The sequence below is a fragment of the Limimaricola sp. genome, assembly GCF_016125575.1.
In the GTDB taxonomy this organism is placed as follows: Bacteria; Pseudomonadota; Alphaproteobacteria; order Rhodobacterales; family Rhodobacteraceae; genus WGLM01.
Genome location: NZ_WGLM01000002.1, coordinates 322,811 through 343,369, shown reverse-complemented (window position 1 = coordinate 343,369; position 20,559 = coordinate 322,811). Strand labels below are relative to the sequence as shown.

The following is a 20,559-nucleotide window of genomic DNA, read 5'->3' as shown; positions in this document are numbered from 1 at the left end:
AGCGGTTTTTCGCGAGCCGGCCCGGCAATCGACATGACCGCTGGGCCGACGCCCGTCTATTGCCCGGTCGTCACCCCGAACGAGGGCAGCGCGACCGGCACCGAGCTGGGCGCCACATTGTCGGCAGAGCCGTGGGGCGAGGACATGCCGGAGGCCTGGAAAGCTGCTTTTTGCAGCAATTGCAGGCGATCGGGCTGGGTTGGTGCAAAGACGGCAGGGGTACCCGCAGCCAGCGCGTCGAAGGCGCTTTGGTACCATGCCATCGCAAGGTCAGGCCGCCGTGCCGTCCCAAACCCTTCGGCCAAATGATGGCCGATAAGCTCGGCATAGGGTTTTTCGCCCAGCGCCGTCAGCAACAGCGCCGAGCCGATCGCGACATCCATCGCGTCCGTGCGGTAGCCGACCGAGAGACAGATTCGCGCCGTCGCCGACAGCTGTGCCGGGGCCATCCCGGTCTTCAGCACAAAGGCGCTGACCTGTTGCAGCACCGCGTCGCGCGGCTGCAGCGACAATGCGGCGATCTCGTCCTTCATCGCGGGGCCGAAACTGGCGCATTGCGTCGCGATCTGATCGGGCGTGAAGCCCTGCACCTCCGCGGCGAGATCCTCGCCCTGCGAAATCGCGTAGGTCCGGGCAAGGCAAAACTGCTCGTTCAGCGTGAAATCGGCATCGGTCATCGTCGCAACCGTGGCAAAGCCGCCATTGGCGTTCGTGATCAGGCTGACCTTGTTGCAGTTCGACGCCAGCGAGGGCTGCGCGCTGGCCGCGCCCATGAAGTTGGGCAGCGCCGGGGCGGCATCGGCCTGCCGGGCATCTGCCTGCCGGGCATCGGCGGCCGGCGCGGCGTCGGGCAGTGGCGCCTCTTGAACGACCTTGGGCGCGCCTGTCCGCTCGTCGCGGTAATATTGCAGCACACCACGCGGGCCCTGCGCCATCACGGCCGGATCGACCCCGCCAGCCGAGGCCCAGTGATACGCGTCCACCAGCATCGAGCGCTGGTATTCGGTCAGCTCGCCCGTCGGTTCGTAGCCAAGGAAACTCTGGTAATTGGCGATCGCGGTGCGCGAGTTGCGGCCTAGCACGCCGTCGACATAACCCACCGGAAAGTCGAAATAATTCAGGGCCGTCTGTGTCTCGCGGTTGGCGTTCAGCGTGGCGGAACTGTAACTTGTGCCGCGCACTGTCCGCCGATTGTTGTTTGCAATCGCACTCCCGATCAGGCCGCCGATGATCAGTCCGCCCAGCACCCCGTTGCTGTCGGCCATCACCCTTTCAGCCGGCATGGACATGACGGCAGCAACAAGGGCCGCAGCCAAGATGGAACGTCTCGACATCCTCAAAATCCCCCCAACAATGGTCAAACAATATGACCGATGATAACACGCCGTTTGAATTTCGTCCGAGTCGAAAAAGGCGGAAAAAGACAGGGCGGGAGAGCGGCCGTGGTGGAATGGAAGACCAGCGAGGGGCTGACCGGTTACCGGGAGGCCGAGGCGTTCATGGAAGCGCGCGCGCAGGCCATTGCCGCGGGGCAGGCGGACGAATGCGTCTGGCTGGTCGAGCATCCGCCGCTTTACACCGCCGGGACCAGTGCCAAACCCGCTGATCTGACCGATCCCGGCCGTTTTCCCGTCTTCGACACCAAGCGCGGCGGGCAATACACCTATCACGGTCCCGGCCAGCGCGTGGTCTACGTCATGCTGGATGTGGGCGCGCGCGGCCATGACGTGCGCCGCTTCGTGCAGGACCTCGAAGGCTGGATCATATCCACGCTGGCCGCGTTCGGTGTGACCGGGCATATCCGCGAGGGCCGCGTGGGCGTCTGGGTGGAACGGCCCGACAAGGCGCCCGGCCCCGACGGCAGCCCGCGCGAGGACAAGATTGCCGCGATCGGCATCCGCCTGCGCAAATGGGTCAGCTTTCACGGCTTGTCGATCAACGTCGATCCCGACCTTGGCCATTTCTCCGGCATCGTGCCTTGCGGTATCCGCGAACATGGCGTCACCAGCCTTGTCGATCTGGGCCTGCCGGTGACGATGACCGATCTCGACGTGGCGCTGCGCCGCACGTTCGACGCGGCAATGACACCGCGCGGCAGCTAGGCGCGCCTAACCCGCCAGAATTGGCCAGCCCATCATCAGCAGACCGGCGATCCCCGAAAGCCAGAGGACAGAGCGCAGCAGTGGCACGCCGCTGAGATAGGCCGGCACGTAAAGCACCCGTGCGACAAGAAAAAACAACGCTCCCTGTCGAGCCAATTCCGGCACCTCGGGACGGACAAGGCTGAGCATCGCCAACCCCAGAAACAGCGGCAGCGCCTCGCGCATGTTGTCCTTGGCGCGTTCCAAACGGCCAGCGTAAACGGAGAGGGGCGGCAGCCGGTCGCGATTGCCGACGATCCCGCCCAGGTCGAAGCCGAATCGCGAGGTTTCCTGAAGGAAAAGCTGCAAGAGATAGAGCGCCAGCACCGCCAGCACGGTCATCGACAAACCCATTGAAGGCTCCTTTCCCGGCAACTGCCCATCGGCGCGCCCTGCGCCAATTTAACCCAAGCCATCACGGCTTTCCAATATTGCTCCCCCGGGCGTGAGCCACTAGAACCAACCCAAAGCCGCCGGGCGCAATGTGACTCGGTCACCAAGATCCGTGCGGCCAACGAGTAGCCAAGAGGGAGAGCCACATGGCAGACGCCGCCATTCACGGCCATGATCACGATCACAAGCGGAGTTTCTTTTCCCGCTGGTTCATGTCCACCAACCACAAGGACATCGGGGTCCTGTACCTGTTCACCGCCGGTTTCGTCGGTCTGATCTCGGTCACCTTCACCGTCTACATGCGGATGGAGCTGATGTATCCGGGCGTCCAGTTCATGTGCGCCGAAGGGATGCGCCTGATCCCCGATGCCACGCAGCCCTGTACCCCCGACGGGCACTTGTGGAACGTGCTGATCACGTATCACGGCGTGCTTATGATGTTCTTCGTTGTCATTCCCGCGCTGTTCGGCGGCTTCGGCAACTACCTGATGCCGCTGCAGATCGGCGCGCCCGACATGGCCTTCCCGCGTCTGAACAACCTCAGCTACTGGCTGTTCGTGGCGGGCACCTCGCTGGGTGTCGCCTCGATGTTCTCGCCGGGTGGCGAGGGCGGGCTGGGCGCCGGCGTTGGCTGGGTTCTTTACCCGCCGCTATCGACGCAAAGCGCGGGCTACGCCATGGACCTCGCGATCTTCGCCGTTCACCTGTCGGGTATCTCGTCGATCCTCGGCGCGATCAACATGATCACCACCTTCCTCAACATGCGCACGCCGGGCATGACCCTGCACAAGGTGCCGCTGTTCTCGTGGTCGATCTTCGTGACCGCATGGTTGATCCTGCTGGCGCTGCCGGTGCTTGCGGGCGCCATCACCATGCTGCTGACCGACCGCAACTTCGGCACCACTTTCTTCCAACCCGAAGGCGGCGGTGACCCGATCCTTTACCAGCACATCCTGTGGTTCTTCGGCCACCCCGAGGTCTACATCATCATCATCCCCGGCTTCGGCATCATCAGCCACGTCGTCTCGACCTTCTCGAAGAAGCCGGTCTTTGGCTACCTGCCGATGGTCTACGCGATGGTCGCCATCGGCGTGCTGGGCTTCGTCGTCTGGGCGCACCACATGTACACCGTGGGCATGTCGCTGACCCAGCAGTCCTACTTCATGCTGGCCACGATGGTCATCGCGGTGCCCACCGGCATCAAGATCTTCTCGTGGATCGCGACGATGTGGGGCGGCTCGGTCGAGTTCAAGACACCGATGCTCTGGGCCTTCGGCTTCCTGTTCCTTTTCACCGTCGGCGGCGTGACCGGCGTGGTGCTCAGCCAGGCGGGCGTGGACCGGGTCTATCACGACACCTACTACGTCGTGGCGCACTTCCACTACGTGATGAGCCTTGGCGCGGTCTTCGCCATCTTCGCCGGCATCTATTTCTACCTGCCCAAGTTCTCGGGCAAGATGATGCCGGAATGGGCGGGCAAGATCCACTTCTTCGCCATGTTCATCGGTGCGAACCTGACGTTCTTCCCGCAGCACTTCCTTGGTCGTCAGGGCATGCCGCGGCGCTACATCGATTACCCGGAGGCTTTCGCCTACTGGAACCACCTGTCGTCGATCGGCGCCTTCATCAGCTTCGCCTCGTTCCTGTTCTTCATCGTGGTGCTGTTTTACACGCTGTTCTACGGAAAGAAGATCACCGTGAACAATCCGTGGAACGAATGGGCCGACACGCTGGAATGGACCCTGCCCTGCCCGCCACCCGAACACACGTTCGAAACGCTGGCCAAGCAGAGCGACTGGGACCATTCCCACGCTCACTAGGCCGGGCCTGACCTGACCTTCTAGGCCCCCGGCTCGCAAGATCCGGGGGCCTTTTCTTTGCCCCCCAACCGGACCCAGCCGCCCGCGCCAATGCCCTACGAATGGATCACCCCTGTCGCCGATGCCGCCGCGCCGCTGGCCGAGCTGCATCTTTGGCCCTACCGCTCGCTTCCCAAGAAGGGCTTTGTCATCTTCGTGGGCATAAGCGCGGCGGTGATCGGCCTGCCGCTGATGGCGGTGCTGGGCTCGCCGGTGCTGTGGGGGTTGCTGCCCTTCCTCGTCGCGACAATCGCGGGGCTGTGGTGGGCGCTGCAACGCAGCTACCGCGACGGCTCGACCCTGGAAGAATTGCGGTTCTGGCCCGACCGGATGCACCTTGTCCGTTACAACCCGCGCGGCCCGAAACAGGAATGGGAGGCGAACCCTTTCTGGGTCCGCGCCGACCTGTTGCCCGAGGGCGGGCCGGTCAAGGATTACCTGACACTTCAGGGTGCCGGCCGCACGGTCGAATTGGGCGCATTCCTGACGGAAGAGGAACGGCGCGTACTGATCGGGGAAGTGCGCGCGCGGCTCAAAGCCCTGCGCGAGCAGCGCGACTGAGCGGCCTCAGCCCAGCCGGGCCTTGACCGCCGGGCCGACCTTGCCGAAATCCATCTGTCCGGCATGGCGCGCCTTCAGCGCCGCCATCACGCGGCCCATGTCGCGGATGCTGGCGGCCCCCACTTCGGCAATGGCCGCGCCGATGGCGGCTTCGGTCTCGGCCTCGGTCAACTGCCGCGGCAGAAACTCTTCGATCACCTTGACTTCGGACAGTTCCTTTTCGGCCAGTTCCAGCCGCCCGCCCTCTTCGTAGGCGCGCGCGCTTTCCTGCCGCTGCTTGACCATCTTCGACAGGATCGCCAGCACCTCGTCATCGCTGACGCCCGGGTCCTCGCCCTCGCCGCGCGCGGCGATCTCGCGGTCTTTGATGGCGGCATTGATCAGCCGCAGCGTGGAAAGCCGTTCCGCCTCCTTGGCGCGCATGGCCTCCTTGAGGGCATTGGTCAGGCGTGTTCTCATGTCCATCAGGGGTCCTCGGCACATCAAGGCAGGGCGGATCAAGGCCGCATCCTTACGCCCCTCGGAGCGGACTGACAACCTGATGCGGACCAACCGCGCGAGGGACCGCCACCCGTACCATCGCCAGCCCTCACCTCAGTCCATCGCCCGCCCTTGACCCAGCCCGGGCCAGCCCGTAGGAGGCGGACGATCCAGCTGCCGGGGGAGCAAAGTGATGACAGAGCGCCGCCAGGACAAACCCACTGCCTGCCTCGCGCTGGCCGATGGCACGTTGTTCTTCGGGCACGGCTTCGGCGCAACCGGCCAGACCACGGCGGAGTTGTGCTTCAACACCGCGATGACCGGCTATCAGGAGATCATGACTGATCCCTCCTATGCCGGTCAGGTCGTCACGTTCACCTTTCCCCATGTCGGCAATACCGGCACCAACGCCGAAGACGACGAAACCGCCGAACCCGTCGCGGCTGGCATGGTGGTGAAATGGGACCCGACCCAACCCTCGAACTGGCGCGCGACAGACGATCTTGCCACGTGGTTGGCGCGGATGGGCCGCATCGGCATCGGCGGCATCGATACCCGCCGCCTGACCCGCGCCATTCGTCAGCAAGGCGCGCCGCACGTGGCCCTTGCCCATGATCCCGAGGGCAATTTCGACATCGCCGCCCTTGTCGCCGCCGCGCGCGGATTCCGGGGCCTCGTCGGCCTTGACCTCGCCAAGGAGGTGACCTGCCGGCAATCCTATCACTGGGACGAGATGCGCTGGGCCTGGCCGCAGGGCTACGTGCGGCAGACCGCACCACGGTTCAAGGTCGTGGCGGTCGATTACGGCGCCAAGCGCAACATCCTGCGTTGCCTTGCCAGCGCGGGCTGCGATGTCACCGTGCTGCCGGCCACCGCGACCACTGACGATGTGCTGGCGCTGAACCCCGATGGTGTGTTCCTGTCGAACGGCCCCGGCGACCCGGCCGCGACCGGCAGCTATGCCGTACCGATGATCCGTGGCGTCCTCGACCGCAGCGAGGTGCCGCTGTTCGGTATCTGCCTCGGCCACCAGATGCTGGCGCTGGCTCTGGGCGCGCGGACCATCAAGATGAACCACGGCCACCATGGTGCAAACCACCCCGTGAAGGACCTTGAGACCGGCAAAGTCGAGATCACCTCGATGAACCACGGCTTTACCGTGGACAGCCAGACCTTGCCCGAGGCCGTGGTCGAGACACATGTCAGCCTGTTCGACGGGTCGAACTGCGGCATTCGCATGGCTGATCGGCCGGTCTTTTCCGTGCAATACCACCCCGAGGCCAGCCCCGGCCCGCAAGACAGCTACTACCTGTTCGAGCGTTTCGCCGCCGCCATGGAGGCGCGCCGCGCCTGAGACGGCATTAACGGCCTGTTAACCAACGCCGGGCCACCCTGTCGCGACAACGGCCAGGGGTTTGCGCAGCGCGGTGGAACAGCAGGCAAGGCTCTCGCATTTGGCTAGCAGCGCCTCGCGGTGGCGCGCGACCCTGCATGCAACGCAAAGTGGTGCCCGCCATGGCGGCGTAGCATCCGGGCATGCGCAGGCGCTGGCAAATGCCCTGATCTACCGTGGGCTGGTCTCGCCCCGCCGTCTGGCAGACGCGCGCGGACAGGCCATGCGACATGAGGGGCGGCTGGCCGACATTCTGCGCTATGACCTTGCCCTGCCGGCCCGCCAGATCGCCGAGATCGAGGCAAGTATCCTTGGAACCGGGGTGATCGACCCGCTGGCCGAACCGGCTGATCCGCGCCTTCTGGCCCGCATAGGCGCCGCCGCGTGCCTGCGGCGCGGCCTGCTGCCGTGGCGCCGGACGGGGGGCGAAACGGTTGTGCTCAGCGCGCGGCCCGAACAGTTCGCGCGCCACCGCGCCGCGCTTACCCGCCAGCTGGGCCCCGTGCGCCTCGCGGTGACGACCGAAACTGCGCTGCAGGCCGCCATTCACACCGCTGCAGGCGCGGGCCTTGCCAGCGCGGCCGAGGCGCAGCTGCCCGAGCGGCTCAGTTGCCGGGACTGGGCGACGGGGCCCGGTCGGGTGCTGGCGCTGGCACTGGCCGGGCTGGCCATGGCCGCGCTGATGGCCCCCCGCGCGGTGCTGGCAGGGCTGCTGAGCTGGACGGTGCTGACGCTGGTCGCGGGCACAGGCCTGAAACTTGCCGCGCTGTTGGCCAGCCTTCGCCCCGCGCCCGAACCCGCGTGTCGCCCCCGCCCCGCGCGCTTGCCCATCGTCACGCTGCTGGTGCCGCTCTTCGAGGAACGCGCCATTGCCTCGCACCTGATCGCGCGCCTTTCGCAAACCGATTACCCGCACGCCCTGCTTGACGTCATCCTGATCCTCGAGGCGAGCGATGCGACCACCGCGCAGACCCTACGGGAAATCAACCTGCCGCGATGGATGCGCGCGATACGCGTGCCACCGGGCCGGGTTCAGACCAAGCCACGGGCACTGAATTATGCGCTGCGTTTTGCGCGCGGCAGCATCGTGGGGGTTTACGATGCCGAGGATGCCCCTGCGCGCGGACAGGTCGCCCATGCCGTCGAAACCTTCGCCGCGCGTGGCCCCGAAGTGGTCTGCCTGCAAGGGCGGCTGGACTTCTACAACGATGCGACAAACTGGATCGCACGCTGTTTCACACTTGAATACGCGGTCTGGTTCCGCGTCATTCTGCCCGGCCTTGCTCGGCTGGGACTGGTGGTGCCGCTGGGCGGCACAACGCTGTTCTTTCGCCGACAAGTGCTGGAACGCCTTGGCGGCTGGGACGCCCATAACGTGACCGAGGATGCCGACCTTGGTGTGCGGCTGGCCCGCGCGGGCTACGTGACCGAGGTCATCGACACCGTGACGACAGAGGAGGCCAATTGCCGGGCCTGGCCTTGGGTGCGGCAACGCTCGCGCTGGCTGAAGGGCTACGCGATGACATGGGCGGTGCATCTGCGCGCGCCCCGCAGGCTGTGGCACGAACTGGGGCCGCGCCGGTTCCTCGGTGTGCAGGTGCTGCTGGCCGGAACGCTGACGCAATTCGCGCTGGCGCCGCTGCTATGGGCTTTCTGGCTGGTTCCCATGGGCCTCGGCGGGCCGCTGGCCTCCGCAGTGCCGGCGCAGCTTCACATGGCTGTCGGCGGCCTCTTCGCGGCGTCCGCTCTGGTAGATCTGGCGGCGGCGGGACTGGGCGCGTGGCGCGCGGACAAGGCCCGACTGATCCCTTGGGCGCTGACGCTGCCCTTCTATTTCCCGCTGGCCACACTCGCCGTCTACAAGGCCCTGTGGGAATTGCTGCGCCGCCCGTTTTACTGGGACAAGACCGCGCATGGCCTGCATGGCGTCCCGGCCCTTGTGCACACCGCGCCGGCTGCGCCGCTCAGGCCTGCCGTTCAACCGCCTGCGCGTCCAGCTTCAGCCGGGTAACAAAAGCGCGCGAGATGTGATCGCGCACGGCCTTGTCTGCCGCGGCGCCATCGCCCGCCTCGATCGCGGCGACGATCGCGCCGTGTTCTTCCAGCGCGCCTTCGCCGCGCCCCTCGGCGGCCAGCGATGTCGTCGCCAGAAGCGCCATGGAGCGATGAACGAGGTCAAGCTGCTGGACGAGGAAACGGTTGTGACTGGCCAGGTGGATCTGCTTGTGAAACCGCCGGTTGGCCCGGGCCAGCGCGGCCGGATCGCCCACCAGCGCGCGGTCGGCCTCCAGCATGTCGCGCAGCACCCGCACCTCCTCGGGCGTGGCGTGGCGCGCGGCCAGCCGCGCTGCCAGCCCCTCCAGTTCGCCCCGCACGATGTAAAGCTCGGCCATCTGCGTGTGATCAAGCGAGGCCACGATCAGCGAGCGGCCATCGCGCGTCAGCAGGCTTTGCGTCTCCAGCCGCTGCAACGCCTCGCGGATCGGGGTGCGCGACACGCCGAACCGCTCTGCAAGGTCACTTTCGACCAAACGATCGCCCGGCTTGAACACGTGGCTGTCGATGGCCTCCAGGATCAGGGCATAGGCGTCTTTCTGGGGCGTCTTGATGTCGGTCATGGGCGGCTCTTGAAAAGGGTAGCGCACCCTAGCGCCCGCCGCGCCCGTCGATCAAGCCGTTGCGGCCAATGGCCGAACCGGCATAGCGTGCCGCCATGATGTCCGCTCCTGATCCGCTGTCTGATGCCTTTGCCCATGTCCGGGCCTGGGTCTTTGATCTCGACAATACGCTTTACCCGCCAGCGGCGCGGCTTTTCGACCAGATCGAGCGGCGGATGACGGCCTATGTCGCCGCCGCGCTTGGCGTGGCACCGACCGAGGCCAACCGTCTGCGGTCCCAGTACTGGGCCCGCTACGGCACCACGCTGGCTGGGCTGATGGCGGAACACGGGCTGGACCCGGACCCCTACCTGCAGGACGTGCACGATATCGACCTTTCCGCGCTGACCCCCGCGCCAGAGCTGGCGCGCCTGATCGCCGCGCTGCCGGGACGGCGCATCGTCTATACCAACGCCTCAGAGCCCTATGCCCGCCGGGTGCTGGCCGCACGCGGCCTCGCCGGGGTCTTCGACGCGGTCTATGGCGTGGAGCATGCCGGCTTTCGCCCGAAACCCGAACAGGCCGCCTTCGAGGCGATCTTTGCCCTCGACGGTCTGCGGCCCGACGAGGGTGCGATGTTCGAGGATGACGCGCGCAACCTTGCCGCGCCGCACGCGATGGGGATGCGCACGGTCCACGTCGCCCCTGCCGCGGCCACCGACGACCACGTCCATTTCCATGCGCCCGACCTGACGGATTTCTTGTCGCAGGTGGTGCGCGCGGGCTTTTCCGCCTGAGCCGCGGGGCCTATGTCTGGCACATGGACAGGTTCGACACCGATATCGTGATCGCGGGCGGCGGCGTGGCCGGGCTGACGGCCACGGCGGCCTTGGCCAGTGCCGGGTTCTCCGTCGTCTGCGTCGATCCGGCGCCGCCGGTGACCGAGGCCGCGGCGGACGGCGCCGACCTGCGCACCACGGCCTTCCTGCAGCCCGCGCGGGACGTGCTGCGCGCCGCTGGCCTCTGGGACCGGCTGCTGCCCCATGCCGCGCCGTTGCAGGTCATGCGCATCGTCGATGCCGGCGGGCCCGAGCCGGAGGCCCGCGTCACCCGCGATTTCGACGCGGCCGAGATTTCCGACGATCCCTTTGGCTGGAACCTGCCTAACTGGCTCTTGCGGCGCGAGATGGTGGCGCGGATCGCCGAACTTCCCGCCGCCGATTTCCGCCCGGGCACCCGCTTTACCGGCCTGTTCACCCGCGAAACCGAAGCGGTGGTGACCCTCAGTGATGGCAGCCGACTGCGCACCCGGCTGGTGATCGGCGCGGACGGGCGCGACAGCGCGGTGCGGCAGGCCGCAGGGATCGGCGTGAAGACCACGCGATACGGCCAGTCCGCAGTGACCTTTGCCGTGACCCATGCCGCGCCGCACGACAATGTCTCGACCGAGGTGCACCGCACTGGCGGCCCCTTCACGCTGGTGCCCTTGCCCGACCATGACGGGCGGCCCTGCTCGGCCGTGGTTTGGATGGTGCCCGATGCCGAGGCTGCGCGCCTGCTGGCCCTGCCCGGGGCCGACTTCGCGGCGGAGGCGACGGCGCGCTCGGCCCATGTCGCCGGGCCGCTGCATCTTGCCTCGAAGCGGATGCGCTGGCCGATCATCAGCCAGGTCGCCCGGTCAATGGTGGCCGAGCGCGTGGCGCTGATGGCCGAGGCGGCCCATGTAGTGCCGCCAATCGGCGCGCAGGGCCTGAACATGAGCCTCGCCGATCTGGCCAAGCTGGTGGACCTCGCCCGCGCCGCCCCCGAGCGGCTGGGCGATGCACAAATGCTGGAGGCCTACCAGCGCCGCCGCCACGCGGAGGTGCGGTTGCGGGTGACAGGCGTCGACGCGCTCAATCGTGCTTCGATGGCGGGCTCGCCGCTGCTGCGTGACCTGCGCGCCAAGGGGATTGAGGCACTATACGCCGCCACCCCGGTGCGCCGGAGCCTGATGCGGCTGGGCCTGGGCGCGGGAAGATAAAGCGCGGGGGGCCAGCCCCCCGCGAACCCCCCGGAGTATTTTCAGCCAGAAGAAGGGGTTGGTCAGAGCACCTTGTCCAGGACCGTCTTCAACTTTGCCACGGTGGCATCCACATCTGCCAGCTTGTCCAGCCCGAACAAGCCGATGCGGAAGGTGCGGAAATCGGCCGGCTCGTCGCATTGCAGCGGCACACCGGCGGCGATCTGCATACCTTCTGCCACGAACTTCTTGCCGTTTTGTACGTCCGGGTCGTCGGTGTAGCTGACCACGACGCCCGGCGCCTCGAAGCCCGGTGCTGCGACCGATTTCACGCCCTTGCCGGCGAGCAGGGCGCGCACCGCGCGGCCCAGCGCCCATTGCGCCTCTTTCGCGGCGGCAAACCCCATCGCGCGGGTTTCCTCCATCGTGTCGCGGAAGGCGCGCAGGCTGTCGGTGGGCATGGTGGCGTGGTAGGCATGGCCGCCCGAAAGGTAGGCGTCCATGATCTGCGACCATTTCTTGAGGTCGAGCGCGAAGGAGTTCGACGTGGTCTCGGCCAACCGGGCCTTGGCGCGGTCCGACATCATCACGAGGCCCGCCGCCGGGGTGGAGGACCAGCCCTTTTGCGGGGCCGAGATCAGCACGTCGACACCGGTCGCCTTCATGTCGACCCAGACACAGCCCGAGGCGATGCAATCGAGCACCATCAGCGCGCCGACCTCGTGCGCCGCGGCGGCCATTTGCGCGACGTAGTCGTCAGGCAGGATGATTCCGGCGCTGGTTTCCACATGCGGCGCAAAGACGGCGTCGGGTCGGGCCTCGCGGATCGCCGCGACCACCTCGGCGATGGGCGCAGGTGCAAAGGGCGCGCGGGTGTCGTTGCCCGCCTGCCGAGCCTTCATCACCGTGGTTTTCGCGGCGAACTGGCCCGCGTCGAAGATTTGCGTCCAGCGGTAGCTGAACCAGCCGTTGCGCAGGATGAAGGCATGGCCCTGCCCGAACTGGCGCGCGACGGCTTCCATCCCGTAGGTGCCGCCGCCCGGCACCACGGCCACGGCATCGGCGGCATAGACCTCTTTCAGCCCTGCGTCGATGTCGCGCATGACCTGCTGGAACGCCTTGCTCATGTGGTTGAGCGAGCGGTCGGTGAAGACGACCGAGAATTCCATCAGCCCGTCAGGGTCCACCGGTTGGCGCGTTTGGGTGCGATTGCCGTCCATGTCCGTCTCCTTCATCCGTCTGGGATGCAGAGCTATGGCGGGACGGGCACGAAGGCAAATCTTTCTTGGCTGCTCAAAGCGGGCCGGGGCGGCGTTCCTCGGACAAAAGCACGTTGGCCTCGACATTGCCGACGCCGGGCAGCGTCATGATCCGGCGGCGCAGCACGCGCTCGAAATCGGCAAGGTCGCGGGCCACCACGCGCAGGCGGTAATCGTAAAGGCCCAGCACGTGTTCCACCATCTGCACCTCGGGGATCGCGGTCACCGCGCGCTCGAAATCCTCCAGCCGCGCGGCGCCCTTGGCGGCAAGTTTGACGCCAAGAAACACCGTCACGCCAAAGCCCAGCTTCTCGGCATCCAGCACCAGCCGCCGCCCGGCGAGGATGCCCGCCTCCTGCAGCCGCCGGATGCGACGCCACGTCGCGGGCTGGCTGAGTTCCAGCCGCCGGCCGAGCGTACTGGCCGGTTGCGCGGCGTCCTGCGTCAGAAGCCGCAGCAGTGCCCGGTCTGTGGCGTCTAGCGGCGTCATAGCGGCAGCGCCTCGTCGGCCTTGATGCTCGACAGCGTCAGCAGCGCCTCGATATCGGCAAGGTGCGGCAGGGTCAGCACGCGGGCGCGGTAGATGTCCTGGTAATGCGCGAGGTCGCGCGCGATGATGTGCAGGCGCACGTCGACCCGGCCGAGGAAGGTCTGGATCTCGATCACCTCGGGCACCTCGCGGGCGGCGGCCATAAACTCGTCAAAGGCGCGCGGCGCGGTCTTGTCGAGCGTGATGCGCAAGGACACCGTCACCGCGTAGCCGAGCGCGCGCCAGTCGATCACCGCCTCCTGCCCCTTCACGATACCCTCGGCGCGCAACCGTTCCAGCCGCCGCGCGGTCCGGCCGGGCGTAAGGCCGCAGCGATGCGCCAGTTCCGGCCCGCCAAGGCTGGGCTCGGCCTGCATCAGGCGCAGAAGGCGGCGATCGGTATCGTCAAGCATGATCTTTCCAGTATTACGGCCATCTGCGCATGACAATCGCAAATCTGGCCGCGATTTGCGCGCCAACCACCTCGAAACCCGCCCGCACCACGCCTAAGGTGCGCGCAATCGAAACCCCGCTGGAAGGAGCGCCCCCATGCGCGTCTATTACGATCGCGATTGCGATGTGAACCTGATCAAGGACAAGAAGGTCGCCATTCTCGGCTATGGCAGCCAGGGCCACGCCCATGCGCTGAACCTGCGCGACTCGGGCGCCAAGAACCTTGTCGTCGCGCTGCGCGATGGCTCGCCCAGCGCCAAGAAGGCCGAGGGCGAGGGCCTGAAGGTTATGGGCATTGCCGAGGCCGCGGCCTGGGCCGATCTGATCATGTTCACCATGCCCGACGAGTTGCAGGCCGATACCTGGAACAAGTATGTCCGCGACAACATCCGCCCCGGCGCCGCCATCGCCTTCGCGCACGGCCTGAACATCCATTTCGGCCTGATCGAGGCGCCCAAGGACGTGGACGTCATCATGATGGCGCCCAAGGGCCCCGGCCACACCGTGCGCGGCGAATACCTCAAAGGTGGCGGCGTGCCCTGCCTGGTGGCCGTGAACAACGACGCCTCGGGCAAGGCGATGGAAATCGGCCTGTCCTACTGCTCCGCCATCGGCGGCGGCCGCTCGGGCATCATCGAGACCAACTTCCGCCAGGAATGCGAAACCGACCTCTTCGGCGAACAGGCCGTTCTGTGCGGTGGCCTCGTGGAACTCATCCGCATGGGCTTCGAAACGCTGGTCGAGGCCGGGTACGAGCCGGAAATGGCCTATTTCGAATGCCTGCACGAGGTGAAGCTGATCGTGGACCTGATCTACGAGGGCGGCATCGCGAACATGAACTACTCAATCTCGAACACGGCTGAGTATGGCGAGTATGTCAGCGGCCCCCGCATCCTGCCCTATGACGAGACCAAGGCGCGGATGAAGGCAGTGCTGCGCGACATCCAGACCGGCAAGTTCGTGCGTGATTTCATGCAGGAAAATGCCGTGGGCCAGCCCTTCTTCAAGGCCACCCGCCGCCTGAACGACGAACACCAGATCGAACAGGTGGGCGAGAAGCTGCGCGCCATGATGCCGTGGATCGGCAAGGGCAAGCTGGTCGACAAGTCCAAGAACTGATCGTTCCGAAGGGGGCGCCCGGGCGGCGCCCCCTTCATCTTGCCCCAGGTATTCCCCGCGCGGGGGGCGCTGGCCGCCAGCCCGTTCCGCGCAGGGCCGCGATGTCATGACAACTCACCCCACGCCTGCCAACTGGCTTTCGATCCTCGCGCTCGGCCTGATCTGGGGCGGCACCTTCATGGTCGTCTCGGTGGCCTTGCGTGGCTACGGGCCGGTCACGGTCGCCTGCGCGCGCACGACGCTGGGCGCGGTCGCGCTGATGTCGTTGACCCTCGCGCTGCGCCGCCCGATGCCGGGCCGCGCGCTATGGCCGCACCTTGCGCTGATCGGCGTGCTCAACACCGCGCTGCCCTTCACCCTGCTCAGCTGGGGCCAGCAATACGTGCCCTCGGCCTTTGCCGGGATCAGCATGGCGGCGCTGCCGCTTTTCGTGCTGCCGATGGCACATGTCTTCAGTGACGAGCCCCTGTCGGCCCGCCGCGCGATCGGCGTGGTGGTGGGTTTCGTCGGCGCGCTGGTGCTGATCGGGCCCGGCGTTTTGCGCATCGGCACCGGGATGGAGCCGCTCGGCCAACTCGCTTGCCTTGCCGCGACGATCAGCTACGCCACCGCCTCTGTCCTGACGCGCCGCTGCCCGCCGATGGACAGCTTCGCATTGGCCGCCCTGACACTGGTCGTGGGCGCGGTGGCGCTGATTCCGCTGATGCTGCTGACCGAGGGCGTACCGCACTGGCAGTCTGGCACCACCGGCTGGGCCATCCTGTTTCTGGGCTTCGTGCCGACCGCGCTGGCGGCCCTGCTGCGCGTCACGGTCATCCGCAGCGCCGGGTCGGTCTTCATGACACTGGTCAACTATCAGGTGCCGCTCTGGGCGGTCATCTTCGGCTGGGCGATCATGGGCGAGACGCTACCGCTCAGCTTCTTCGCCGCGCTCGGCCTGATCTTGACCGGCCTGCTGATCAGCCAATGGGGACAGGCGGTGCGCCTCTTCACGGCGCGCGCCTGAGTCAGCCCACGACCTTGGTCAGCACCCGGATCACCCTGCGCACGAACCCGGTGTAGGGCGGAAAAAGGATAGGCAGGACCGAGAAACGGTCCCGCAGAACCGGCTTGAGGTGGGAAAAAGCCAAGAAGCCCGCATGCCCATGCGCCGCGCCCAGCCCCGAATTGCCGATGCCGCCGAAGGGCAGGTTCTCGTGCAGGAACTGCACTAGCGTCAGGTTCACCGCCACGCTGCCCGCGCTGGTGCGCGCGATGACATCCTCGGCAAAGGCGCGGTCCCGCTCGAAGACATAAAGCGTCAGCGGCTTCGGCCCGGCATTGATCCGGGCGATCACCGCGTCGATCTCGTCATAGACGATCAGCGGCAGGATCGGCCCGAACAGCTCTTCCTGTGACACGCCCATCGCTTCGGTCGTGTCGGTGAGAATCGTTGGCGCAATGTATTTCGTCGCCTCGTCCACCTCGCCGCCCTGCAGCACCCGCGCCCCACGCGCCACCGCCTCGTCCAGCAGCCCCTTCAGCCGGCCGAAATGGCGCGCGTTGACCACGCGCCCGTAATCGGCCGACGCCTTGGGCGCGGCGCCGTAATATTTGCTAATGGCCTTGCGCAGCGCCTCGGCAAAGGCGTCGGCCACGCTGCGGTGAACAAAGACATGATCCGGCGCGATGCAGGTCTGCCCGGTATTGCAGAACTTGCCCCAGGCGATGGACCGGGCCGCCTTGGCGATGTTCGCCCCCGGCCCGACGATGGTGGGCGACTTGCCCCCCAGCTCCAGCGTGACCGAGGCCAGCGTCTTGGCCGCGGCGGCCATCACGATCTTGCCCACCTCGGGGCTGCCGGTGAAAAAGATGTGGTCGAAGGGCTGCGCCAGCAGCTCCTGCGCCACGTCGACCCCGCCCTCGACCACCGCGACCTGGTCGGGCGAAAACGCCTCGCGCAGAATCGCGGCAATCACCGCCGAGCTGGCCGGCGCCAGTTCGGAGGGCTTCACGATCACCGCGTTGCCCGCCGCCAGCGCCGAGGCCAGCGGGCCCAGCGCCAGCGTGAAGGGGTAATTCCAAGGCGCAATGATCAGGCAGGTGCCCCGCGGCTCGGGCCGGACGCGGCCCACGGTGCCCAGCATCGCCAGCGTCGGGCGCACCCGGCGCGGGCGCATCCAGCGGCGCAGGTGCCGCTTGGCATGGGCAATCTCCTGCACAACCGGCAGGATCTCGGACAGTTCCACCTCGGCCGCTGGCTTGCCGAAATCTTCGGCCATCGCGGCCACGATCTGCGGGCGGTAGCGCAGCACGGTCTGGCGCAGCGTTTCCAGCGCGGCGATCCGCGCGGCCCGGTCGAAGCTGACGCGCCGGGCGGCGGCCCCCGCCGCCTGCACAGCAAAGATCGAGGTAATGCTTGCGTCTTCCATGGCCAGATCATGCATCCCGGCCATGCCCCCGCCAAGACTGACCTTGCGTCGCGTCAGACCGCGGCCTGCACCGCCCCTGCAATCTCGTCGACCAAGCGGACCAGCAGGCCCTCATCCTCGCATTCGGCCATGACCCGCACCAGCGGCTCGGTCCCCGACTTGCGGATCAGCAGCCGCCCCTTGCCCTGCAGCGCGCCTTCGGCCGCGGCAATGGCCGCCTGCACCGGGCCCGCCGCCAGCGGGTCCTGCCCGCGTTCGTAGCGAACGTTGCGCAAGAGTTGTGGCACCGTGTCGAAATTGCGCGCCAGCGCCGAGGCGGGCTGCCCCGTCTCGATCATCGCGGCAAGAAACTGCAGCCCCGCCAGCAACCCGTCGCCGGTCGTGGCGAAATCGGTCATCACGATATGGCCCGACTGCTCGCCGCCCAGGTTCCAGCCGCCGCGCCGCATCGCCTCGACGACATAGCGGTCGCCGACCGCCGTCCGCTCAAGGTGCAGCCCCCGGGTAGCCAGAAACCGCTCCAGCCCGAGGTTGGACATCACGGTCGCCACCAACGTGCCGCCCCGCAGCCGATCCTGTTCGGCCCAGCGGGCGGCCATCAGCGCCATGATCTGGTCGCCGTCGGCCACCTGCCCGGTCTCGTCCAGGATCATCACCCTGTCCGCATCGCCGTCGAGGCAGATGCCCACGTCAGCGCCATGGTCACGGATCGCCTGCGCGGCCGCGCGCGTGTCGGTCGAGCCGCAGCCGGCATTGATGTTGGTGCCGTTGGGGCTGACGCCCACCGGGATCACCTCGGCACCCAGTTCCCACAACACCTCGGGCGCCACCTTGTAGGCCGCGCCGTTGGCGCAATCGATCACCACCTTCAGCCCGTTCAGGCGCATTCCGTGTGGGAAGGTCGATTTCACCCGCTCGACATAGCGGAAACGGCCATCGTCAATCCGTTTGGCCCGGCCGATATTCGCCGCCTGCGCCGGCTCGATCTCACCCTCGATCAGCGCCTCGATCTCGCGCTCGGCGTCGTCCGACAGCTTGAAGCCGTCAGGCCCGAAGAACTTGATGCCGTTGTCGGCATGGGGGTTGTGGCTGGCCGAAATCATGATGCCAAGGTCCGCGCGCATCGACGTGGTCAGCAGCCCCACCGCCGGCGTCGGCACCGGGCCCAGCAGCAGCACGTTCATGCCGGTGCTGGTCAACCCTGCGGTCAGCGCGTTCTCGAACATGTAGCCCGACAGCCGGGTGTCCTTGCCGATCACCACGCGGTGCCCGTTCATCCCGTCATTGCGAAAGTAGCGCCCAGCGGCCGCACCCAGCCGCAAGGCCATCTCGGCCGTCATCGGGTAAACATTCGCTGTGCCGCGCACCCCGTCCGTCCCGAAAAGATTGCGTGTCATGTCCCCATCCGTTCGTCCGGCAGGCCCAACAGGACCTCCGACAGGCGCAAGGCCTGCCGCGTTTCCATCATGTCATGGACCCGCAATATCTGCACCCCTTGCGCCACGCCATGCAGCGCCACGGCGACCGATCCCGGCCCCCTGTCCGCCGCTTGCGGCACGCCGGAAAGCGTGCCGATGAAGCGTTTGCGCGAGGCGCCCAGCAAGATCGCGCATCCCAGGCCATGATAGACGCTGAGCGCACGCAGTAACGTCACGTTGTGTTGCAACGTCTTGCCAAATCCGATGCCGGGATCGACGGCAATCCGCGCGCGCGGAATGCCCGCGGCCTCTGCCTCGGCCACCCGGGCCTCAAGAAAGTCATAAATATCAAGGACAACATCGTCGTAGCGCGGATTGTCCTGCATCGTCTGCGGGTCGCCCTGCGCATGCATCAGGCAACAGGGCAGACCAGCCTCGGCGGTGATCCGCCGCAATTCCGGGTCATAGGTGAAGGCCGCGACATCATTGACCATGCTGGCCCCGGCGGCGATGGCGGCGGTGGCGACGGCGGCCTTGCGCGTGTCGATCGAGATCGGCACGGCGCTATCGGCCCGGATCGCCGCGATCACAGGCGCGGTGCGGGCAATCTCGGCCTCCGCGGGCACGGGCGCGGCACCGGGCCGCGTGCTTTCGCCGCCGATATCGACAATGTCAGCCCCGGCGGCCACCAGCGCCTTGGCCCTCGCCTGCGCCGCCTCGGGCGCATCGAAATGGCCGCCATCGGAAAAGCTGTCGGGCGTGACATTGAGAATGCCCATCAGCCGCGGCCGGTCCATCGTCAGCCCGGCCAAGGGCGCGCGCGGTGCGCTGAGCCGCTCCAGCACATCGTCGGGAATGGCCGAAAGCGGCACGATCTGGGGCGGCGCACCGCGCGACAGCTTCTCGGCCTCGGCAAAGCGCATCCAGCCGCCCCCCAGCGGCAGGCCACGCCCCGAAAGGCCGGGATCGGCGAAGGGAATCGGCCGGTAGCGTGCCGTCATGCCAGCCGGGCCACATCGGCGGGCAGGCTGCGCACGGGTACGTCAGCCGCCGGAGCCTCGGCCCCGATGACCAGCAGATCGGCCGCCTGCATCTGCCCTGCGAACCATGCCGCCAGCGCGGCCGCGTCGCGCGGGCTGGCCGAGGGGCCGTCGACCGCGTCCAGCACGATCTTGGACGGCGCCCAGACACAGGTCTGTCCGTTCTTCATCGCCCAGTCGAGTTCGGTCCGCGTCCCCACCACCATGCAGCGCCGGTCACGCCCGGCCAGAACCCATGCATTCTGCTCGATCGCCAGCAGGTCGATTCGCCGTTGTGCCATCGCTACAGGCGTCTGCGGCGCGGGCAGGTCGGCCGCGCCAACCGTGAGGATCAGCGGCAGACCAGCCGCGACAAGCTGGTCAATCCACGCCGGAAGGTGCGGCGATGCGATGGCGGCGTTCGACAGGAAAACGACCTGCGGGTGAGGCACCGCAACATGGTCCTGACCGGCGCGCGCCACCTCACCTCGACCGCGCACGATCTCGACGCCCAGCGCGAACGGGCCGCGATCCAGCTTTTCGATCCGGACAAAGACGCGCTGCGCCTGCGGCTCGCGCAGAATGCGCTCGGCCACGCGGGCGGCGAGCGTCTCCAACAGGTTGATCCGTTCGGCACCCAGTTCCGCGCCGATCGCCTCGGTCACCCGGTCATAAGACAGGATGCGATCGACATCGTCGTCGATCTCGCCCCGCTGCGGGGCCACCTCGACCACCACGTTGAAGCGCACCCGCTGGCGATGACCACGCTCCTGCTGAAAGGCACCGATCTCGACCTCGACCACGTAATCGCGCAACGAAATGCGGTCGCAGGGCGTGGTGGAGCTGGCCTCGGCCCGCTCGGCGGGATGGGCGAAGGCAAGGCGGATGTCATCGGTCATGGCGGTCCCCCGGGGCGATGCAGACC

Annotated in this window: 20 protein-coding genes; 9 read left to right on the top strand and 11 right to left on the bottom strand. The window is 67.2% G+C overall.

Going from position 1 to position 20,559, the window contains the following annotated elements; translation table 11 throughout:
* Positions 1-56 precede the first annotated feature (56 nt).
* A complete protein-coding gene (locus GC146_RS03135) occupies positions 57-1,334 on the bottom strand; it encodes a peptidoglycan-binding domain-containing protein (RefSeq protein ID WP_291834230.1) in 1,278 nt (425 codons plus the stop codon).
* A 108-nt stretch (positions 1,335-1,442) separates the two neighbouring features.
* On the opposite strand from GC146_RS03135, the gene lipB reads away from it, so the two are divergent.
* On the top strand, positions 1,443-2,102 hold the full coding sequence (lipB, locus tag GC146_RS03130) for a lipoyl(octanoyl) transferase LipB (RefSeq protein WP_291834227.1): 660 nt from the start codon (positions 1,443-1,445) through the stop codon (positions 2,100-2,102).
* A gap of 6 nt (positions 2,103-2,108) precedes the next feature.
* Here the strand turns inward: lipB and GC146_RS03125 are convergent, their stop codons facing one another.
* On the bottom strand, positions 2,109-2,495 hold the full coding sequence (locus tag GC146_RS03125) for an MAPEG family protein (protein WP_291834226.1): 387 nt from the start codon (positions 2,493-2,495) through the stop codon (positions 2,109-2,111).
* Positions 2,496-2,680: 185 nt separating this feature from the next.
* Between GC146_RS03125 and ctaD the strand changes: the two genes are divergently transcribed.
* Positions 2,681-4,354 carry a cytochrome c oxidase subunit I gene (gene ctaD / locus GC146_RS03120; RefSeq protein WP_291834223.1) on the top strand — a complete coding sequence of 558 codons (1,674 nt, stop codon included), beginning with the start codon at positions 2,681-2,683 and terminating at the stop codon, positions 4,352-4,354.
* Between the two features lie 90 nt (positions 4,355-4,444).
* A complete protein-coding gene (locus GC146_RS03115) occupies positions 4,445-4,954 on the top strand; it encodes a DUF2244 domain-containing protein (protein ID WP_291834220.1) in 510 nt (169 codons plus the stop codon).
* A gap of 6 nt (positions 4,955-4,960) precedes the next feature.
* Here the strand turns inward: GC146_RS03115 and GC146_RS03110 are convergent, their stop codons facing one another.
* On the bottom strand, positions 4,961-5,419 hold the full coding sequence (locus GC146_RS03110) for a GatB/YqeY domain-containing protein (protein WP_291834217.1): 459 nt from the start codon (positions 5,417-5,419) through the stop codon (positions 4,961-4,963).
* Positions 5,420-5,627: 208 nt separating this feature from the next.
* On the opposite strand from GC146_RS03110, the gene carA reads away from it, so the two are divergent.
* On the top strand, positions 5,628-6,788 hold the full coding sequence (gene carA, locus GC146_RS03105) for a glutamine-hydrolyzing carbamoyl-phosphate synthase small subunit (RefSeq protein WP_291834214.1): 1,161 nt from the start codon (positions 5,628-5,630) through the stop codon (positions 6,786-6,788).
* Between the two features lie 262 nt (positions 6,789-7,050).
* Entirely contained in the window at positions 7,051-8,838 is a 1,788-nt protein-coding gene (locus GC146_RS03100; RefSeq protein ID WP_291834212.1) for a glycosyltransferase family 2 protein, read from the top strand.
* Here the strand turns inward: GC146_RS03100 and GC146_RS03095 are convergent.
* Positions 8,792-9,445 (bottom strand): GntR family transcriptional regulator, encoded by a 654-nt coding sequence (locus GC146_RS03095; RefSeq protein WP_291834209.1) that lies wholly within the window; start codon positions 9,443-9,445, stop codon positions 8,792-8,794. The genes GC146_RS03100 and GC146_RS03095 overlap by 47 nt on opposite strands.
* Before the next feature lie 98 nt (positions 9,446-9,543).
* Between GC146_RS03095 and GC146_RS03090 the strand changes: the two genes are divergently transcribed.
* Both GC146_RS03090 and GC146_RS03085 read left to right on the top strand, forming a co-directional pair.
* Positions 9,544-10,221, top strand: a complete 678-nt coding sequence (locus tag GC146_RS03090; RefSeq protein WP_291834206.1) for a pyrimidine 5'-nucleotidase — start codon at positions 9,544-9,546, stop codon at positions 10,219-10,221.
* Positions 10,222-10,244: 23 nt separating this feature from the next.
* Positions 10,245-11,447 (top strand): UbiH/UbiF family hydroxylase, encoded by a 1,203-nt coding sequence (locus GC146_RS03085; RefSeq protein WP_291834203.1) that lies wholly within the window; start codon positions 10,245-10,247, stop codon positions 11,445-11,447.
* Positions 11,448-11,509: 62 nt separating this feature from the next.
* Here GC146_RS03085 and GC146_RS03080 read toward each other — a convergent pair whose 3' ends face one another.
* The 3 genes from GC146_RS03080 to GC146_RS03070 all read right to left on the bottom strand — a co-directional run bounded on the left by GC146_RS03080 (position 11,510) and on the right by GC146_RS03070 (position 13,627).
* On the bottom strand, positions 11,510-12,646 hold the full coding sequence (locus GC146_RS03080) for an aminotransferase class V-fold PLP-dependent enzyme (protein WP_291834201.1): 1,137 nt from the start codon (positions 12,644-12,646) through the stop codon (positions 11,510-11,512).
* 73 nt (positions 12,647-12,719) lie between these two features.
* The gene (locus GC146_RS03075) at positions 12,720-13,175 is read right to left on the bottom strand and encodes an Lrp/AsnC family transcriptional regulator (protein WP_291834198.1); all 456 of its coding nucleotides are present in this window, start codon (positions 13,173-13,175) and stop codon (positions 12,720-12,722) included.
* Positions 13,172-13,627, bottom strand: a complete 456-nt coding sequence (locus GC146_RS03070) for an Lrp/AsnC family transcriptional regulator (RefSeq protein WP_291834195.1) — start codon at positions 13,625-13,627, stop codon at positions 13,172-13,174. Before GC146_RS03070 ends, GC146_RS03075 begins: the two co-directional genes overlap by 4 nt.
* 136 nt (positions 13,628-13,763) lie before the next feature.
* Here GC146_RS03070 and ilvC point away from each other — a divergent pair, with 136 nt between their 5' ends.
* Positions 13,764-14,786, top strand: a complete 1,023-nt coding sequence (gene ilvC, locus GC146_RS03065; RefSeq protein WP_291834192.1) for a ketol-acid reductoisomerase — start codon at positions 13,764-13,766, stop codon at positions 14,784-14,786.
* Between the two features lie 106 nt (positions 14,787-14,892).
* Positions 14,893-15,792 (top strand): DMT family transporter, encoded by a 900-nt coding sequence (locus tag GC146_RS03060; RefSeq protein WP_291834190.1) that lies wholly within the window; start codon positions 14,893-14,895, stop codon positions 15,790-15,792.
* 1 nt (position 15,793) lies between these two features.
* Here the strand turns inward: GC146_RS03060 and GC146_RS03055 are convergent, their stop codons facing one another.
* Genes GC146_RS03055 through GC146_RS03040 form a run of 4 tightly spaced genes read right to left on the bottom strand, consistent with a single transcriptional unit; the run spans position 15,794 to position 20,533 of the window.
* Entirely contained in the window at positions 15,794-17,197 is a 1,404-nt protein-coding gene (locus GC146_RS03055; protein WP_291834188.1) for an aldehyde dehydrogenase family protein, read from the bottom strand.
* Positions 17,198-17,250: 53 nt separating this feature from the next.
* Positions 17,251-18,594, bottom strand: a complete 1,344-nt coding sequence (gene glmM, locus GC146_RS03050) for a phosphoglucosamine mutase (RefSeq protein WP_291834185.1) — start codon at positions 18,592-18,594, stop codon at positions 17,251-17,253.
* Positions 18,591-19,616: a dihydropteroate synthase gene (gene folP / locus GC146_RS03045; RefSeq protein ID WP_291834182.1), complete on the bottom strand. Its 1,026-nt coding sequence runs from the start codon at positions 19,614-19,616 to the stop codon at positions 18,591-18,593. The genes glmM and folP overlap by 4 nt, the downstream gene beginning before the upstream one ends.
* A complete protein-coding gene (locus GC146_RS03040; protein ID WP_291834179.1) occupies positions 19,613-20,533 on the bottom strand; it encodes a dihydroneopterin aldolase in 921 nt (306 codons plus the stop codon). Before GC146_RS03040 ends, folP begins: the two co-directional genes overlap by 4 nt.
* Positions 20,534-20,559: the final 26 nt, after the last annotated feature.

Coding starts and splice junctions, on each gene's coding strand:
- GC146_RS03135 (WP_291834230.1), bottom strand. CDS start 1,334: ATGTCGAGACGTTCCATCTTGGCTGCGGCCCTTGTTGCTGCCGTCATG.
- GC146_RS03125 (WP_291834226.1), bottom strand. CDS start 2,495: ATGGGTTTGTCGATGACCGTGCTGGCGGTGCTGGCGCTCTATCTCTTG.
- ctaD (WP_291834223.1), top strand. CDS start 2,681: ATGGCAGACGCCGCCATTCACGGCCATGATCACGATCACAAGCGGAGT.
- GC146_RS03115 (WP_291834220.1), top strand. CDS start 4,445: ATGCCCTACGAATGGATCACCCCTGTCGCCGATGCCGCCGCGCCGCTG.
- GC146_RS03110 (WP_291834217.1), bottom strand. CDS start 5,419: ATGGACATGAGAACACGCCTGACCAATGCCCTCAAGGAGGCCATGCGC.
- carA (WP_291834214.1), top strand. CDS start 5,628: ATGACAGAGCGCCGCCAGGACAAACCCACTGCCTGCCTCGCGCTGGCC.
- GC146_RS03100 (WP_291834212.1), top strand. CDS start 7,051: ATGCGACATGAGGGGCGGCTGGCCGACATTCTGCGCTATGACCTTGCC.
- GC146_RS03095 (WP_291834209.1), bottom strand. CDS start 9,445: ATGACCGACATCAAGACGCCCCAGAAAGACGCCTATGCCCTGATCCTG.
- GC146_RS03090 (WP_291834206.1), top strand. CDS start 9,544: ATGTCCGCTCCTGATCCGCTGTCTGATGCCTTTGCCCATGTCCGGGCC.
- GC146_RS03085 (WP_291834203.1), top strand. CDS start 10,245: ATGGACAGGTTCGACACCGATATCGTGATCGCGGGCGGCGGCGTGGCC.
- GC146_RS03080 (WP_291834201.1), bottom strand. CDS start 12,646: ATGGACGGCAATCGCACCCAAACGCGCCAACCGGTGGACCCTGACGGG.
- GC146_RS03075 (WP_291834198.1), bottom strand. CDS start 13,175: ATGACGCCGCTAGACGCCACAGACCGGGCACTGCTGCGGCTTCTGACG.
- GC146_RS03070 (WP_291834195.1), bottom strand. CDS start 13,627: ATGCTTGACGATACCGATCGCCGCCTTCTGCGCCTGATGCAGGCCGAG.
- ilvC (WP_291834192.1), top strand. CDS start 13,764: ATGCGCGTCTATTACGATCGCGATTGCGATGTGAACCTGATCAAGGAC.
- GC146_RS03060 (WP_291834190.1), top strand. CDS start 14,893: ATGACAACTCACCCCACGCCTGCCAACTGGCTTTCGATCCTCGCGCTC.
- GC146_RS03055 (WP_291834188.1), bottom strand. CDS start 17,197: ATGGAAGACGCAAGCATTACCTCGATCTTTGCTGTGCAGGCGGCGGGG.
- glmM (WP_291834185.1), bottom strand. CDS start 18,594: ATGACACGCAATCTTTTCGGGACGGACGGGGTGCGCGGCACAGCGAAT.
- folP (WP_291834182.1), bottom strand. CDS start 19,616: ATGACGGCACGCTACCGGCCGATTCCCTTCGCCGATCCCGGCCTTTCG.
- GC146_RS03040 (WP_291834179.1), bottom strand. CDS start 20,533: ATGACCGATGACATCCGCCTTGCCTTCGCCCATCCCGCCGAGCGGGCC.